The following is a 17124-nucleotide window of genomic DNA, read 5'->3' as shown; positions in this document are numbered from 1 at the left end:
TCGTCAGCTCGCTGACGCTGCCAGCGGGTAGAATGCACGTATGGGTATCTTCACGCGCGACACTCCTGACACCGGCGGCGGCCTCGACGTTATGGACCGCGAGCTTGAAAAGCTGCTCGAGGATTCGCAGATCGAGGACGGCGATCACGAGCGGTTCTCGCACTACGTTCCGAAAGACAAGATCGTCGAGTCTGCGGTTACGGGCAAGCCTGTCCGCGCGCTGTGCGGCAAGAAGTGGACGCCGTCGCGCGACCCCGAGCGTTTTCCAGTCTGCCCCGATTGCAAGAAGGTCTACGAACGGATGAAGAAATAGGCGTACCTGCCGCGACGCTTCGCTGTGTCCGTGATTCGGATGCGGTGTGTCTGATCACTCCGGCTCCTGTGTCTGGTCACCCACAGGCTTTGTGATCTGGTCTCACTCCCACCCTCTGTGGTTTGGTCGCTCCCGCGCCCTGTGATCTGCAGTGCATATGCGTGTCTGGGAGGTCTGGGGCATTTGTAACCCAGATCCAAGGTCTACTGGCTGTTGGCTGGCTGTAGCTAGCCGGGCGCGCCCAGGCCCTGGCCAGGGCGATACCCAGCCAGGGCCTGATCTGAGGTGCCGTGTCTAGCGGTACTCAGTGGGGATCGCTGGGTCGCCGCGGGTGAGGCTCATCGCGACGCGGGGGAGCTCTGCCACGCTGGTGCGGTGCCGCTCCCTCGCAAGTTCAATGCCGTCGGTGCCGATGTACTGGGGCTGGATCTCGCCGCCGATCACGAGATGCTCGAGCACCTCACGACTCGAGTCCGCGACCTCTGCGCCCTCGGGTTCGCCACCCGGGCCGTCGCCGAGGTAGATGAGTTCTGCGCGCGCCGCGCCGCGTGCGTTGTGCAGCCGGCGCACGCTCTTGCGGCCCCCGACCGAGGCCTTGTCGGTGCTCTTCTTCGCGACCGAGACCCACTCGCCGTTGTCGTCCTCGCGTGCGACGAGCTTGTAGACCATGCCCATGGTGGGGCTGCCCGAGCCGACAACGACCGAGGTGCCGACGCCGAACGAGTCCACTGGTGAGGCCGCGAGTGCCGCGACTGTGTGCTCGTCGAGGTCGTTCGTGACGGTGATGCGCGTGTTCGTGGCGCCGAGCGAGTCGAGCAGTTCTCGAACCTCGACGACAACGACAGGCAGGTCTCCCGAGTCGATGCGCACAGCGCCGAGACCGGTCCCGGCAACCTCAACGGCAGTGCGGACACCCTGCTCGGTGTCGTAGGTGTCGACGAGCAGTGTGGTGTCGGGGCCGAACGCCGCGATCTGTGCCTCAAAAGCTTCGCGCTCGGAATCGTGGAGCAGCGTGAACGAGTGTGCTGCGGTGCCCATCGTTGGGATCCCGTAGCTGCGGCCAGCCTCAAGGTTCGAGGTGGCGCTGAAGCCCGCAATGTAGGCGGCGCGTGCAGCGGCGACGGCGCTCCGCTCGCTGGTGCGGCGCGAGCCCATCTCGGCGAGCGGCTTTCCGTTCGCCGCGTAGACCATGCGGGATGCCGCGGTTGCGACAGCTGAGTCGTAGTTCATGATGCTGAGCGCGAGCGTCTCAAGGATGACGCCCTCAGCGAAGCTTGCCTCGACCGTGATGAGCGGGGAGCCAGGGAAGAACACCTCGCCCTCCGGGTAGCCCCAGATGTCTCCGGTGAAGCGGTAGTTCGCTAGCCAGTCGATGGTCTCGGCGCTCACGACGTTGTTTGCGCGGAGGAAGTCGAGTTCGGCGTCACCGAAGCGGAAGTTCGTGATCGCTTCGAGGAGCCTGCCGGTTCCGGCGACAACCCCGTATCGCCGTGCGCCCGAGAGCCTGCGCGCGAAGAGTTCGAAGACGCTGTTTCGGTTCGCGGTACCAGCCTTCAGTGCGGCGTCGACCATAGTCAGCTCGTAGTGATCGGTGAGCAAAGCAGTAGAGGTGTCCACTTCGCCAGCTTAGCGAGGTTTGTGAGCGCCGACCCCGACAATCGCGAGAAACCGGTGCCCAAACCTGGGAGTTTTCGCGCGCTATTTGCGCCGCGGCTCGCAAACCATATACTTGACCGGACAACCGGATAACTTCCGATTCACGACGAAGACGACGAGGAGGCAATGATGCTGTTTGAACTCGACAGTGCGCGCGGCGCGCTCCCGCTGTACGTGCAACTTGCGAATGCGCTTGAAGCTCACATCATCAACGACAAGCTCGAACCGGGCACCAAGCTGCCAAGCGAACCGACGCTTGCGGCGGAAAACAACCTGTCGCGTGCCACAATCCTCAAGGCCTTTGAGATGCTCGTCGACCGTGGCCTCGTTTCCCGCCACCAGGGTAAGGGCACCTTCGTGCGGTCGCGGCCGATGGAGCGCAGCCTTCCTGAGCTCACGAGCTTCAGTGAGCACGTCGACAGCCTCGGGCTGCGGCCCGGCAGCACCCTGCTCGACTACGCGGAGTACGCGGCGAACGCCCCGGGTCGACCCGCCTCGGCGTTCCCCGACGACGTCGACATCGTCGTCATCGAGCGCGCCAGAAGCGTCGGGGGAACCCCGGTCGGGTTGCAGCGCCTCATCATTCCCGCGCACGTCGCGCACAAGGTTGGCATCACCGAGTCGGTCGCGGCGCAGCCCGGCTTCTCGTTCTACGGCACGCTTCGCACGGCCGGTCTCGAGCTCTCGGCGGGGGAGGAAACGCTCCGCGCAATCAACGCGGACGCCGCTGAAGCCGAGCAGCTCGGCGTCGAGCCTGGCATCGCGCTCATCGAGGTGGATCGCCACTCGCGCGGCACCTCGGGGCAACTCCTCGAGCACGTGCGTGCACGCTACCTCGGTACCCACTATCTCTACCGCGTCACACTCAACAACCCATCCAATGGAGGATCTCATGAATCGAACTCGAGCACTGCTCTTCGCACCGGCGGCGGCTACGCTCATCGCCCTGACGGCGTGCGCGCCGAGTAACGGAGGACCCGCGACGGGAGGCAGCGGGGACAAGGTTGCCCTCGTTGTCGCGCAGGGCGGCCTCGGCGACCAGTCCTACAACGACCTCGCAAACGAGGGGTTCAAGCGGGCGGTGGCAGATACGGGTCTCACCCCGAGCACGATCGAGTCAGACGACATCGTCGGCCAGGGCGAGCAGTTGCTGCGCCGCGCCGGACAGGCAGGGATCAACCTGGTTGTCGACCTCGAGTTTTCACACAACGAGATGATCGGCAAAGTCGCCGCGGACTTCCCTGAGAGCGACTGGGTGATCTTCAACGCAGAGTCCGCCGGCGACAACGTCGCCTCGGTGCTCTTCCAAGAGCAAGAAGGCTCGTATCTCGCTGGCGCGCTCGCCGCGATGCAGACGACGAACACGAGCGACCCGAAGATCAACGCAGATAAGAAGCTCGGCGTGATCGGTGGCGCATCAAGCGTCGGCATCGACAAGTTCCTTGTCGGCTTCATCGAGGGAGCGAAGGCAGTGGACCCCGAGGTTGAGGTGCTCACTGCATACTCCAACGACTTCGCCGACCCGGCGAAGGGGCAGCAGCTCGCACAGGCAATGTTCGAGCAGGGCGCTGACATCGTGTACGCCGTCGCGGGCGGCACGGGCGCCGGCGTCATTCAGGCGGCACAGGACGCGAACCACTACGCGATCGGCGTCGATGACAACCAGGACGATCAGGCGCCAGGCTTTGTGCTTACGAGCGTGCTCAAGCGTGCGGACCTCGCCGTCGAGAGCGTGGTGAAGGACTACGCGAAGGGATCGTTCCCTGGCGGCAAAACCATCACATTCGGTCTGAAGGAGGATGCCGTCGGCCTGACCGATTTCGAGTTCACGAAGGACGCGATCGCTCCCGAAGCAATCGCGAAGGTCGAGGAACTCAAGGCCGGCATCATTGCTGGAGATATTCAGGTCTGGAACGTCGTCACCGACGGCTACCCCGACTACTTCCAGGGGAACTAACCAACACGCATCCGACAGGGAAGTCTGGAACTGATGGAACACGACATCCGGGTGGCGGGCAGCGACGCCGCTCCGCCACCCCGGATCGAGGCGCGGGGGATCGCACGATCCTTCGGCCCGGTCCGAGCGAATCGAAACGTCTCGCTCGCCGCGCACAGGGGGCAGGTGCTCGCCGTCATCGGCGAGAACGGCGCGGGCAAGAGCACCCTCATGAAAATGCTCTATGGCCTCGACAGGCCCGATGAGGGCACGATCCTCATCGACGGCGAACCAGTGCGGCTTTCGAGTGCGCGGGACGCCATTCGACGCGGCATTGGACTCGTGCAGCAGGAACTCGCGATCGTCCCCGACCTGACGCTCCTCGAGAATCTCGTGCTCGGCAGCGAGCCGATGTCGGCCGGGCGCATCGATTGGGCGCGCGCTCGCCGCGAGGCAGAGGTGCTCGCTGAGTCCGTCGGCACCGACATCAACTGGGATCTGCAAGCCGCCCACGCTCCGATCGCCATTCAGCAGCAGGTCGAGATTCTGCGGCTTATTGGGCGTGGGGCCGACCTGCTCATCCTCGACGAGCCGACGGCAGTGCTCGCGCCGGTCCAGGCGGCGCAGCTGCTTGATCTGCTCAGGCGGCTCGTTGCCGATGGCAAGACTGTCATCTTCATCAGCCACAAGCTCGGCGAGGTGCTGCGCGTCGCGGACGAGATAACGGTGCTGCGCGCCGGGATCACCGAGCCCGCGATCTCGCGGGCCGATGCGACGATCGAGGGCCTCGCCACGCTCATCATGGGCGGCGAAGCCGCGCCCTCGGACGCCGGGACCCCAGGGACGCCGCGCGAGGTCGTCCTCGCATGCAGCGGACTGAAGGCGACAGACGACCGCGGGATCGAGCGACTTTCCGGGGTCGACCTCGAGGTCCGCGCGGGCGAGATTCTCGGCGTGGCCGCCGTGTCCGGCAATGGCCAGGACGAGCTCGCCGAGGTGCTCATCGGCCTGCGGCGGCTCGCTGCGGGCTCCGTCGCGCTTCGCGGAACGAACGTGACCCGGACGTCCGTGCGGGCCCGGCGCAAGGCGGGGTTCGGGTATGTGAGCGCCGACCGCAAGCACGAGGGCCTCGCGCTCGATCTGTCGATCGCCGATAACGCGATCGCGTCGCCGTCACTCACCGCGCTCACTCGCGGCGGCTGGTTCTCGCCCGCACGCGTGAAGGCGGCCATCAGCTCGGTGCTCACGACGGGTGCTGTGCGCTACGGTTCCGAGAATGATCCGATCTCGAGTTTGTCAGGCGGCAACCAACAGCGCGTCGTGATCGCGCGCGAGCTTCGCGACCGGCCGGAGGTGCTCGTCGCGAGCCAGCCGACGCGTGGCGTCGACATTCGCGGTATCGCGTTCATCCACGAGCAGTTGCGTCAGGCACGCGATGCGGGCAGCGCTGTCGTGCTGTTCAGCGAGGAGCTCGACGAGATTCAGGCGCTCGCCGACCGCATCCTGGTGCTGCACCAGGGGCGCGTCGTCGGCGAGCTCGGGCGAGACGCTGACCGCGTCGTGCTCGGCAAGCTCATGCTCGGCATGGCGGAAGAGAACGATGCTCGCTCCGGCGGGCAGCACGAGGACGGGGAGACCGCGTGACACACCAGCAGGCGCCTGAGACCGGCGCGCACACCAGCTACGTTCCTGTCCCCGTCCCGAAGCGTTTCTCGTGGCGGGCCGCGGGAGAATCCGCTTGGCGGATCGCAGTCCCCGTCGTGATCGCGCTCGCGGTTGGAGCGGTCGCCCTCATCCTGGGCGGCGCAAACCCGCTCGAGATCTACGGCATGCTCGTGCAAGAGGCGTTCGGCGATGCCGCGAGGATCAACGCGACGCTGACCGCGGCGACGCCGCTGCTCTTCACTGGGCTGGCGGCAGCGATCGCGTTCCGGGGCGGCGTCTTCAACGTCGGAGTCGAGGGGAGCTTCGGGTTCGCCGGGCTCGCCGCGGCCGTCGTCGGAGTGAGCGTCGGAGCCCTCCCGCCAATGCTCGCCATAACCGCCTGCCTCGTTGCTGGCATGCTTGCGGGAATCGCCGTTGCGTTGGTTCCTGCGATCCTGCGTACCTGGCTCGGCGTTGACGAAGTCGTCTCGACGCTTATGTTCAACTTCATTGTCACCGGAGTCACGGCCTGGCTCGTGCAGTCATACTTCTTGGCGCCGGGGCAGGCGAACTCGGCTACGGAGTACGTCGCAGGGTCGGCGGAGCTTCCCCTGCTCGCTCCTCCCGGACAGCTCAACGCAGGGTTCGTGCTCGCGATCGCGCTCGTCGTCTTCTACGGCTTCTGGATCAAGCGCAGTCAGCTCGGCTTCGAGTTCGACGCGGTCGGGAAGACCGCGCGGTTCTCGCTGGCGCAGGGGCTGCGGGTGCGCACGGTGCTGATGAGCGCGATGCTCATCTCGGGTGCGATCGGCGGTCTCGGCGGCGCAGTGCACGCGCTTGGCGTCGTGCACCGGTTCTCGGTCGGGTTCTCAGCAAGCTTCGGCTTCACCGGCATCGCGATTGCCCTGCTTGCCCGATTCAACCCCGTTGGCGTGGTCATCGGCGCCGTTGCGTTCGGCGCACTCGCGGCTGCCGGGGCGACCGTCCAGCTCTTCGTGAACATTCCGATCCAACTCATTAGCATCCTGCAGGGCACGATCATGATGCTCGCCGTTGCGCAGTTCGCGATTCCGCGGCTCTTGCGCGGTCGAAAGGCGAAACGGAACCAGACGGAGGTGTCGGCATGATCGACAGCATCATCAACTCGACGCTGCTGCTCGCAGTTCCGATCGTGCTTGCCGCGCTCGGCGGCGCAGTACACCGGCGCGCCGGCGTCGTGAACATCGGTCTCGAAGGCCAGATGCTCGTTGGCGCTTTCGCCGGCATCCTGTCGAGCGCCGCGACCGGTAACTGGGTCGTCGGCGTACTCGTCGGGGGCGCGGCTGGCGCCGTCGCCGGCCTGATCATGAGCCTGGTCATCACGCGGCTCGCCGCGAACGAGATCATCGTCGGGCTTGGCTTCAACATTGTTGTGCTCGGCATCGTCGGGTTCGTCTTGCGGAGCGTGTACGGCGTCTCGGGGACGCTGCGGTTCCCCGAGCAGCCCCGCATCCCGCGCATCACGATTCCCGGGCTCGCTGACGTTCCCGTGCTCGGCGCGATCCTGAGCGGAAAGGACGTGCTGTTCTGGCTCGCCGTCGTGCTCGTGCCGGTGCTCGCCTGGGTATTTGCGAACACGCGGTGGGGGATCCGGACGCGCGCGACCGGGGCGAACGAATTCGCGACGGCCTCGCTCGGGGTCAGAACGCTCGGCATCCGCGACCTCGCCGGCTCGATTGCGGGCCTCCTCGCGGGCCTCGGAGGAGTGGCGCTCGCACTCGGCGTGAGCGGCCTGTTCAACGAGAACATGATTGCCGGGCGCGGATTCGTTGCACTCGCGGCTTTCTATTTCGGCCGTTCGCGCCCGCTCCCGACGGCGCTCGCATGCCTGCTGTTCTCGTTCTTCGACGCCCTCCAGGTGCGGCTGCAGACGAACAGCGAATTCCCGACCGACCTTATCCAGACCCTGCCGTACATCGCCGTCGTTGCGGTGCTCGCTTGGACCGGTTTCACGACGCTTCGTCGCAGCAGCCGTGTCGCCGTCTGATCCACCGACAGGAACTCTAGTGAACACACACCACCCGAAGACAGCACTGCTGCTCGTCGACGTCATCAACTCGTTCTACGAGGCGGGGCAACCGAACTACTACCCCGATGTCGAGGACACGCTGCCCGCGCTCGCTGAGCTGCGCGACACCGCTCGCGAGCGCGACGCGCTGCTCGTCCACTCGGTCGAACGCCACTACCGTGGGCTCGCCGACTTCGAGTTCGCGAAGTTGCCGCGACACCACCAAGACGGGGAGCACGACGCCGCGTACTTCTCGGGGTTCGAGCCCGTGGAGCGCGCGAACGAGATCGTCGTGCCGAAGCGGCGCTACTCCGGGTTCTACGCGACGGACCTTGACCTCGTCCTGCGCGAGCAGGGAATCGAACGCGTCATCGTCGCGGGCGTGAAGACGAACGTGTGCATCCGCGCGACGGTACAGGACGCGTTCGCCGGCGGCTTCGACGTGTTCGTGCCACGCGAGGCAACGAACTCGAACCGACCTCATCTCGCGGAAGCAAGCCTCGAGGATATCGACCGGTACTTCGGGCGGGTCGGCTCCCTCGCCGAGGCGAAGGATCTGCTGTGACGGCCGTCGCCCCGCTCCTGCTCGTCACCGGCTATGCCAGTGTCGACTTCGCCATGCAGCTCGCGCCGTTTCGTGGGACAGACGCGACAACGACGGTGCTTGGCCGCGCTGACGAATGGCCGCGATACGGCGGCGTCGCGCACGTCACCCGCGCAGCGGCCGCACCGCGAGCGCCCGACCCGAGCGGCAAGGGCACGGCCGTCGTCGGGTCGAGCGTGCGCGTCGAAGCGCTGTCCTGGGTCGGACAGGACCCTGACGGAGCCGCGTGGATCGACGCCGTCGAACGCGGCGGCGCCGGATGCGGTGGCATCGCCACGCGTGGGACGCGCAGCCCGACATCGTTCCTCCTCTACCCCGAGGGCGACGGCACGATCTGCCTGTTCGACCCGGGAGACTGCCACGACGGCGCATTGACGAGCGAGCAACGGCGGCTCGCGGCCGCAGCCGATGCGGTCGTCGTCACGATCGGCCCGGAGCATGCCACGCGGGAACTGCTCGACGCGATCCGCCCCGACGCGACGCTCTGCTGGATCCTCAAGCAGGATCCCGACTCGCTCAGCGGCGACCTCGCAACAGCGCTCGCCGCCCGCGCCGACGTCATCACGCTGAGCGAGGGCGAGAGTGGCTACCTCGCGGGAATCGCGGCAGCGGCCAGGCCCGGCACCGACATCATCGTGACACGGGGCTCGCGTGGCGCCGAACTGCGCCGAGTGACCGCGAACGCGACGATCGAGCCCATCGGGTCCGTACCCGCCGAGCCGGTGGCCGGCGTCGACACGACCGGCGCGGGGGACACGTTCTCAGGGACGCTCGCCGCCCGCATCGCAGCCGACCCCATTCGCGCTCGCGACCGCGCTCACGACACCGACCCGCACCCCATGCTCGAGCACATCGCCGCGGCCGCAGCAGCGACCGCGGCCATGCTCAGAGCCCGCGCCACCGACCTGGGGCGTTGAGCGCGCGACACCGCGCTCACCACACAGACCACAACACGAATGAGAGAAGCAATGACTGCAACACGAGAAGCCTGGTACATCCACTGCACACCCGACCAGGTCGGCGAAGACGCCATCATCGTCGGGGACCGGGGCCGCGTGCTCCTCGCGACTGAACTGCTCGAAGACGCCGTCCTGCTGAACGAGGATCGCGGACTCACGACCGCGACGGGCACGTACAAGGGGCGCCGGATCACGATCAGCGCGTTCGGAATGGGCGCGCCGATCGCCGCGGTCGTCGTCGAGGAACTCTCCTACATCGGCGTGAAGCGCGTGCTGCGGCTCGGCACCGTGATGACCGCCAGCGACACCCAGCTCGGGTCGCTCGTCGTCGCGCACGGCGCCACCCGCGGCGAGGGCACCTCCGCAGGTTACCTTCCGCTCGAGTACCCAGCGGTGCCCGACTTCGAGCTCACCGCGAAAGCGGAGCAGGCGGCCCGAGCGACCGGGCGCACCGTCGTCACCGGGATCTACGAGTCCGCCGACGGCTTCTACACGGAGCTCATGCGGCGCGACAACCCCGCAGGCCAGGCGGAGCTCGTCGAGCGACGCCGCGCGCAACACATCGTCGGCACCGACATGGAGACGAGCGCGGTGTTCGTCGTCGCCCGCGCCCGCGGCATCGCGGCCGCGTCGCTCTGCCTTGCGAGCGTCGCAGGCGACAACTTCGCAAAGCTCGACGGCGAGGATCGGCGCCAGGCCGAGCTCGACCTGCTGCAGGCTGGCCTCGAAGCGCTCGTCGCCGAGTGATCGCCGCTACAAGAACCACACACGAAAGAGGAAAACACATGAGTATTGCACGCGGATACTTCGACGACGTCATCGCCAAGCTTGCCGGCGTTCGTGACACGCAGGACGAGGCGATCAAGCAGGCCGCAGAGATCTGCGCCGACACCATCCAGAACGACGGCCTCGTATTCACCTTCGGCACCGGCCACGGTGGCTTTGCAGCCCTCGAAATGTTCCCACGCACCGGCGGCGTGACAGGCTTCCGTCCGATTGTTGAAAGCTCGATTGCGCTGATGCATCACGTACTCGGCGACCAGGGCACCGCCCAGTACCGCTTCCTGCACACGCGCGAGGGGTACGGCAACGCGATCCTCCGCTCGCACCAGATCAAGGAGGGCGACTCGCTCATCCTGTTCTCGCACTCGGGCATCAACGCCGTGATCCTCGACATGGCCGTCGAATTCAAGGAGCGCGGACTGAAGGTGATTGCAGTCACCTCGGTGCCGCACTCCTCACAGGTCGAGAGTCGCCACTCGAGCGGGCACCGGCTCTTCGAGATCGCAGACGTCGTCATCGACACGGGCATCCCGCTCGAGGACGCCTCACAGTACATCGACGGTCTTGAGTTCCCCGTTGGACCAACGTCGACATCGATCGCGGTCGCCGTCGGCCACGCGATCAACGCGTCCACCTCGGCGGCGCTCGTCGCGCGCGGCGAGACCCCGATGATCATGGTGAACACGAACTCGAACCGCACGAAGCTCGCGCACCAGCAGAACGACCGCAACTACGCGGAGCTGTGGCGCCGTCTCCGCTCGCGCGAGTTCTCCGCGCCGGAGGTGAAGTGACCGTGGCGAGTCTCGACCGCGATCTCTGCATCGGCGGGGACTGGACGCCATCCCTGAGCGGCGACCGCATTGAGGTGCGCGACCCCGCCACCGGCGAGCTTGTCGGAACGAGCGCGGTCGCGAACGCCGCCGACGTCGACCGGGCGGTCGTCGCCGCGCAGGAGGGGTTCACCCGCTGGAACCTGCTCACCGCCGACGAGCGCGCCGAGATCCTCATCCGCGCCGCCGCACTCGTCGACGAACGCACCCCGACGATCGCCGAACTGCTCACCCGCGAGCAGGGCAAACCCGTCCCCGACAGCGTCAAGGAGATCTCCTTCGGCGCCCAGGTGATCCGCTACTACGCGGAGCAGGGGCGACGAGTGTGGGGATCGATGCGCCCGACCGCGCGGAAGGACATTCGCTCGCTCGTCACCTGGGAGCCGCTCGGCGTCGTCGCCGCGATCGTGCCCTGGAACTACCCGGTCGACCTCTACGCGTGGAAGATCGGCCCGGCGCTCGCCGCCGGCAACTCGGTGGTCGTGAAGCCGCCCGTCGAGGCGCCGCTCGCGATCGCGGAGTTCGTGCGGTGCTTCCTCGACGCGGGCCTCCCCGAGGGCGTGCTCTCGGACCTGCCCGGAGCGCTCGAGGCGGGATCGCGGCTGTCGGAGCACCCCGACGTCGCCGCGATCACCGCGACCGCATCCACGGCGACCGGCCAGGCCATCATGCGCTCGGCCGCGGCCACGATGAAGCGCGTCACCCTCGAACTCGGCGGCCACTCTCCGTTCATCGTGCTCGACGACGCGAACATTGCCGAGGCAGCGGCGGGTGCCGCGCGCCGCTCGTTCTCGAACGCCGGCCAGATCTGCATCGCCGTGAACCGCATCTACGTTGCCGACAGCATCGCCGACGAGTTCGCTGAGGCGGTCGCTGCCGAAGCACGCGCGATCACGCTTGGCCACGGCGTCGACGCAGGGGTGACCGGTGGCCCAGTCACGACGCCCGCAGTAATTGAGAAGACCCGCAAGCACATTGACGAGGCAGTTGCTCGGGGCGCTGTGCTCGGTGCTGGCGGCAAGAACGCTGTGGTGCGCGACGGGCTCGACGCCTCGATGTTCTTTGAGCCGACGGTGCTCGATCGTGTACCGGTCGACGCGCTTGTGATGCACGAGGAGAGCTTCGGTCCGCTTGTCGCCGTGCACCGCTTCGGCGCATCGGACGACGTCGTCGAACTCGCGAACCGCGGAGATTACGGTCTCGCCGCCTACGTCTTCGGCGATGACCTCGACCGCGCCTGGGGCGTTGCCGAGGGGCTGCACGCTGGTGGCGTCGGAGTGAACGTCAACGATGTTTCCGAGCTCCAAGCCCCCTTCGGGGGCTGGAAGATGTCGGGCTTCGGGCGTGAGCTCGGGCCCGAGGGGCTGCAGGGCATGATGCAGCAGCGTCACATCCGTATCCGCAGACGGAACGGCTAACGGGCGACTCTCGGGGAGCGCTCGCGGCCAAGGCAGGGCCCGCCGCGAGCGCTACCGGAAGTCGCGTGACGCGATAGCCTGCGGGGCCGGAAGCGGCTCGAATCCGTGCGCGATGACGTTGAAGACACCCTCGGGCGATCTGTCGGCGACGCCGCGAACGATCATCGCGGGCGCCGACTGCGCGACGAGCCGATGTGCCTGCCACACCTTCGCCCACACGACGATGTTGACGGTGCCGCTCTCATCTTCAAGCGTGAGAAAGGTCACGCCGGCGGCTGTGCCCGGCCGCTGCCTGTGGGTGACGAGGCCGGCGACCTCGACAGTTGAGCCGTTTTGCGACCCCCGGGCGAGGTCGGAGCGGATGATGCCGCGCGCATCGAGTGAGCCTCGCAGTAGCGCGAGCGGGTGCGTTCCGGTCGCCACCCCCGTCGTCCACAGGTCGAGCGAGGTCTGCTCGGCCTCGGTCAGCACGGGAAGCAGCGGCGGCTGTACGTGAACGGCGATGCCCGGCAGATACCGATCCCGGTTGTCGGCGGCAGGCCCGGCGCCCCACAGCGCGTCGCGTCGTGAGAGCCCAAGCCCTGCGCATGCCCCCGACGACGCGAGCGCCTCGAGCTGCTCGCGGTCGAGGTCCGCACGCCTGGCGAGATCCGCGAGGTCCGCGAACGGCCCGGCGGCGCGCGCCGCCACGATCCGCTCGGCGATCTTTACGCCGATCCCGCGCACCTCGGAGAGCCCGAGCCTGGCCGCGAACCGCCCGTCCCTGCGGTGCTTGCCGCTCGTGTCAGGGGCGGTCTCGTCGAACGGCCCGACGGGCGGGTGATCGCCCGCCGCGCACTCAGGCAGCCCGGTGGGCGCGAGCCGCGAGGGGGCGACGCCAGCGACGGATTCAGGGCCCGGCCTGGACCCCGCCCTGGCGTCCAACGGGATCGGCTCGACGCCCGCGTGCACAGCGGAGAACTGCACGTCAGGCGGGCGCACCACAACGCCGTGCCGTTTCGCATCTTCGGCGAGGCTGCGCGGCGAGTAGAAGCCCATCGGCTGCGACTGCAGCAGCCCGGCGAGGAACACCGCGGGGTAGTGCAGCTTGATCCACGAGCTGACGTAGACGATGAGCGCAAAGCTGATCGAGTGGCTTTCCGCGAACCCGAAGTCGGCGAACGATTCGAGCTGCGTGTACACGAGCTGCGCCTGTTCGCCGTCGATCCCGTTTGCGCGCATCCCGGCGAAGATCTTCTCGCGGAGCGAATCCATTCGTTCCTTGCCTCGCTTGGACCCCATCGAGCGCCTGAGCAGGTCGGCGTCCTCGCCGGTGCACCCGCCGACTGTCGTGGCGATCTGCATGAGCTGCTCCTGAAAGAGCGGTATCCCGAGCGTCCGAGCGAGCACAGGCTCGAGGCTCGGATGCGAATAGGTGATCTCCTCCTTGCCGGCTCGCCTGCGCAGATACGGGTGCACGGCGCCCCCCTGGATGGGACCGGGACGAATGAGCGCGATCTCGATCACGAGATCGTAGAAGCTTCGCGGGCGCAGCCGGGGGAGCGTGTTCAGCTGCGCGCGGCTCTCGACCTGGAACACGCCGATCGCATCGCCCCGGCACAGCATGTCGTAGACCGCTGCCTCTTCTTTCGGGATTGAATCGAACGTCCATTCCTCGCCAGTCGCCGCCGCGACCATGCGTAGCGTCTTGTCGATCGCGCTCAGCATGCCGAGGCCGAGCAGGTCGAACTTCACGAGCCGCATCGCCGCGCAGTCGTCTTTGTCCCACTGCAGCACGGTGCGCTTCTCCATGCGCGCGTGCTCGATCGGGCAGACCTCGCCGACGGGACGCTCGGTGAGCACCATGCCGCCCGAGTGGATGCCGAGGTGCCTCGGCGCGCCCTTGAACTCGTTCGCGAGCCGCAGCACCGGCTCTGGGATCGCGGCGTACGGCGAGTGCGCGTCGTCAACCGCGGCCGCGCGGGGTCTCCGGCGGGAACGCTCGCGGGCGTTCGCCGGAGGATCCTCTGCTCCCGCCCCCGCATCAGCGCTCGACTGCTCGGCGGGGAACGCGTCGTGGTGGCTGATGCTGCGCGTCCACGCACGCTGCTCGGCGACGCTGTATCCGAGCGCCTTCGCGGCGTCTCGGATCGCCGCCTTTGGGCGGTAGGTGATGACGTTCGCGACCTGTGCAGCGTTGCGCCTCCCGTATTTCTCGTAGACGTACTGGATCATCTCCTCGCGCCGCTCGGAGTCGAAGTCGACGTCGATGTCTGGCTCTTCCTCACGCAGGCTCGAGAGGAAACGCTCGAAGGGAAGGCCGTAGAAGATCGAATCGACCGAGGTGACCTTCAGTAGGTAACAGATCGCCGAGTTCGCCGCGGACCCGCGCCCCTGGCACAGGATCCCGCGGGAGCGCGCCTCCCGCACAATGTCGTGCACGATGAGGAAGTAGCCGGGAAAGTCGAGTTGTTCGATCACGTCGAGCTCGCGTTCGATGCGTTCGCGCCGCGGGGCGTCGAGGGTGTCCTGGTCAGCGCCGTAACGCTCGACGGATCCCTGCCAGACGAGCTCCCGCAGCCAGCTCATCTGGGTGTGTCCCTCGGGGAGGTCGAGTTTCGGGAGCCGCGGCGTCGCCTCCCTGAGCGAGAACGCGAGCTCCCTCGCAAGCGGCACAGTTCGAGTGACGGCGTCAGGATGGTTGGGGAAGTGGCGGAGCATGGCCTCGGCGCTCCGAAGGTGCGCGACGCCAGCAGCGGGCAGGTGCGGATCGAGCTCCGCGAGGCTGCGCCTGGCCCGCACCGCAGCCATCGCCTCCGCGGTGCGTGTCGCCGGCCTGGTCGCGGCGTGCACGGCACCAGTCGCGAGCGTCGGAACGCCTGCAAGAGCGGCGAGTTCGGCGAGCGCAGCGTTGCGGGCGTCGTCGCCGGGATGCCCGTGGTGCGTGAGCTCGACGTAGACGTTGTCGCGCCCGAACAGCGACGTGAGCCGCTCGAGCGCCACTCCCGCCGCCGCTCGACCGTTGCGCTCAAGCGCGCGCCGAACTTCGCCTTTGCGGCACCCGGTGAGCACCACCCACTCGCCCTCGCCGGCGGCCGCGAGCTCCTCGATGTTGTAGACGGGACGCCCCTTCTCGCCCCCAGCGAGCTGGCCCTCCGTGATCGCGGAGGCGAGCCTGTGATAGCCGGCGGTGCCGCGCGCGAGCACGAGAAGATGATCTCCCGCCGGGTCGGCCGCGCCGAGCTGCGGGGCCTCCAGCCCGAGCGTGAGCTCCGCCCCGTACACCGTGAGGAAATCGGGGGTCTGCAGCGCAGCCTCGGCGAACCTTGGCGCCCCGTAGAAGCCATCGTGATCGGTGATCGCGAGCCCCACAAGGCCGAGGCGCTGCGCCTCGGTGACAAGCTGCTCGGGAGACGAAGCGCCGTCGAGGAAGCTGTAGTGCGAGTGCGCGTGGAGCTCCGCGTACTGTGGGGCGTCGGACGCGCGGGTGGGGCTAGTCATACTTGCCCTCCGCGAACCAGGTCGTCGTCTCCCCGTCTGACTCGCCAGGGCGTACGCGGGCGAGCAGCAGCCAGCTGTCGCCCGTATCGAGCTCGAGCTGCAGCCTGAACCGCTCCGGCCTCCCATCCCACCAGTGCTCGCGGATCGGCCACGGCTTCGACCAGCCTCGCACAGCCCCCGGCGACCGGTGCCCTTCAACGCGCAGCGCGTACGGCGTGGCCGCGAGCAGGTCCTCAGCGTCGACGCCGACAACGGTGCCTGCCTCGTCGAGCAGCCGGGCCCGCAACGGCGGGGAGAACACGAGCGTCGGGTGCGGCGCGGAAAGGGCGCCCGGCCACGGCCCGGGCGCTCGGTCGCGTTTCGGCGCGGAACCCCAGTGCGTAAACTGCTGCCGCTCGAGCAGCAGCCTGCCGCCGTCGAGCGACACCGTGCCGACCCCGCCGGGGCCGAGGAGTCCCTGCGCCCGGCTCAAATGGTGGTGCACGCGCTCGTCCGGCCCGCTCGTCCAGAGCCCGGGTTCGTGCGAGGCGATCCTGTCGGTTCGTACGGGGGCGATCCTCACCGTCGCGATCCCTGCGCCCGCGCCGCGCTCATCGGATCCGCTGAACCCCGCCACGAGGCTCTCAGACTGCCAGCGCAGCCTCGCCAGCGCGTCCTGCGGGGAGAAGAACCTCGGGTGCGCCCAGTCGCGCTCGTGCCGGATCCCGATGTCGTCGGTGAGCGTCACCCGCAGCGAGGTACACACGAGCCGCTCCTCGGTGAGCGCGCCGATGAAGCGTTCAACGAGCGAGCTGCAGGCGAACGTGAGCTGCTCCGTGCCGGCGATGGGCGGCTCGAAGTCGAGTGAGAGCGCGAAATCTCGAGCCGCCTGCTGCGCCCGGACAGGCTCGCCACGCTCGCCGTCCTCACCGCGCGCGTGCCTGTGCGCAAGCACACCGCCTGGGCCAAATCGCGCACGTACCGCGTCCTCTGGGAGCGCGGCGAACGCGCCGAGCGTGTAGATGCCGAGGCCTGGCAGCAGCTGCCCGAGCTTCTCATCAGTCGCGCACCCCACAGGCAGGTCGCTGAGAAACGCGGCCGCGCCGCCAGGCTCGACGATTCGAATGCAGTCAGCCGGATCCGGATCCGCGCTCGCCGCTAACTCCGCCGCGAACCTGCCATCGGCGATACCGACTCGCGCCCGCCCGAGTCCCTCCGCGCGCGCGAACTCGAGTAGCGCGTTCGCTACCGCGCGCTCACCGCCGTAATAGCGCACAGGGCCACGCGCCCGCATCGCTACGAGCCCCGGGCGAAGCTCCTCGATCGCGGGCACAAGCTCGGTGAGCTTCGCGAAGACCGGCGCGAAGTCAGGCGGCGCTTCGGTGGTCTCAGCTGCCGCGGACGAACGGCCAGATTTGGTGTCCTCGCGCGGCCACTCGACGAAGTGCAGCGTGATGACGCGTTCGGGGGGCATG

The 17124-nt window shown here is 67.8% G+C and carries 14 protein-coding genes; 11 read left to right on the top strand and 3 right to left on the bottom strand.

Annotated elements, in window-relative coordinates; genetic code table 11:
- Window positions 1-40: 40 nt before the first annotated feature.
- Entirely contained in the window at window positions 41-313 is a 273-nt protein-coding gene (locus KI794_RS10135) for a DUF3039 domain-containing protein (protein WP_119284164.1), read from the top strand.
- Between the two features lie 294 nt (window positions 314-607).
- Here the strand turns inward: KI794_RS10135 and KI794_RS10130 are convergent, their stop codons facing one another.
- Window positions 608-1930, bottom strand: coding sequence for a nicotinate phosphoribosyltransferase (locus tag KI794_RS10130; protein WP_119284163.1), 1323 nt, complete (start codon window positions 1928-1930; stop codon window positions 608-610).
- 165 nt (window positions 1931-2095) lie between these two features.
- Between KI794_RS10130 and KI794_RS10125 the strand changes: the two genes are divergently transcribed.
- From KI794_RS10125 to KI794_RS10080, 10 genes are read left to right on the top strand one after another with little or no spacing between them, the layout of a single operon-like run.
- Window positions 2096-2938 (top strand): GntR family transcriptional regulator, encoded by an 843-nt coding sequence (locus KI794_RS10125; protein ID WP_119284162.1) that lies wholly within the window; start codon window positions 2096-2098, stop codon window positions 2936-2938.
- Entirely contained in the window at window positions 2862-3926 is a 1065-nt protein-coding gene (locus KI794_RS10120) for a BMP family lipoprotein (RefSeq protein ID WP_119284161.1), read from the top strand. The genes KI794_RS10125 and KI794_RS10120 overlap by 77 nt, the downstream gene beginning before the upstream one ends.
- A gap of 33 nt (window positions 3927-3959) precedes the next feature.
- Window positions 3960-5549: an ABC transporter ATP-binding protein gene (locus KI794_RS10115; RefSeq protein ID WP_255808015.1), complete on the top strand. Its 1590-nt coding sequence runs from the start codon at window positions 3960-3962 to the stop codon at window positions 5547-5549.
- Window positions 5546-6676 (top strand): ABC transporter permease, encoded by a 1131-nt coding sequence (locus KI794_RS10110; RefSeq protein ID WP_255808014.1) that lies wholly within the window; start codon window positions 5546-5548, stop codon window positions 6674-6676. Before KI794_RS10115 ends, KI794_RS10110 begins: the two co-directional genes overlap by 4 nt.
- Window positions 6673-7575, top strand: coding sequence for an ABC transporter permease (locus KI794_RS10105; RefSeq protein WP_119284159.1), 903 nt, complete (start codon window positions 6673-6675; stop codon window positions 7573-7575). Before KI794_RS10110 ends, KI794_RS10105 begins: the two co-directional genes overlap by 4 nt.
- Window positions 7576-7594: 19 nt before the next feature.
- On the top strand, window positions 7595-8161 hold the full coding sequence (locus KI794_RS10100) for a cysteine hydrolase family protein (protein WP_255808013.1): 567 nt from the start codon (window positions 7595-7597) through the stop codon (window positions 8159-8161).
- Window positions 8158-9117: a carbohydrate kinase family protein gene (locus KI794_RS10095; RefSeq protein WP_119284157.1), complete on the top strand. Its 960-nt coding sequence runs from the start codon at window positions 8158-8160 to the stop codon at window positions 9115-9117. The genes KI794_RS10100 and KI794_RS10095 overlap by 4 nt, the downstream gene beginning before the upstream one ends.
- A 51-nt stretch (window positions 9118-9168) precedes the next feature.
- Window positions 9169-9906: a nucleoside phosphorylase gene (locus tag KI794_RS10090; RefSeq protein ID WP_119284156.1), complete on the top strand. Its 738-nt coding sequence runs from the start codon at window positions 9169-9171 to the stop codon at window positions 9904-9906.
- 38 nt (window positions 9907-9944) lie between these two features.
- On the top strand, window positions 9945-10733 hold the full coding sequence (locus tag KI794_RS10085; RefSeq protein WP_119284155.1) for a sugar isomerase domain-containing protein: 789 nt from the start codon (window positions 9945-9947) through the stop codon (window positions 10731-10733).
- 2 nt (window positions 10734-10735) lie between these two features.
- Entirely contained in the window at window positions 10736-12190 is a 1455-nt protein-coding gene (locus tag KI794_RS10080) for an aldehyde dehydrogenase family protein (protein WP_119284322.1), read from the top strand.
- Window positions 12191-12241: 51 nt separating this feature from the next.
- Here KI794_RS10080 and KI794_RS10075 read toward each other — a convergent pair whose 3' ends face one another.
- Both KI794_RS10075 and KI794_RS10070 read right to left on the bottom strand, forming a co-directional pair.
- The gene (locus tag KI794_RS10075; RefSeq protein ID WP_255808012.1) at window positions 12242-15670 is read right to left on the bottom strand and encodes an error-prone DNA polymerase; all 3429 of its coding nucleotides are present in this window, start codon (window positions 15668-15670) and stop codon (window positions 12242-12244) included.
- Window positions 15663-17123: a DNA polymerase Y family protein gene (locus tag KI794_RS10070; protein WP_255808011.1), complete on the bottom strand. Its 1461-nt coding sequence runs from the start codon at window positions 17121-17123 to the stop codon at window positions 15663-15665. Before KI794_RS10070 ends, KI794_RS10075 begins: the two co-directional genes overlap by 8 nt.
- Between the last annotated feature and the right edge of the window lies 1 nt (window position 17124).

Origin of the sequence: Leucobacter aridicollis, from assembly GCF_024399335.1 — a bacterium.
GTDB lineage: Bacteria > Actinomycetota > Actinomycetes > Actinomycetales > Microbacteriaceae > Leucobacter > Leucobacter aridicollis_A.
The sequence above is the reverse complement of the archived record's forward strand: the minus strand, read 5'-3'. Positions and strand labels throughout refer to the sequence as shown.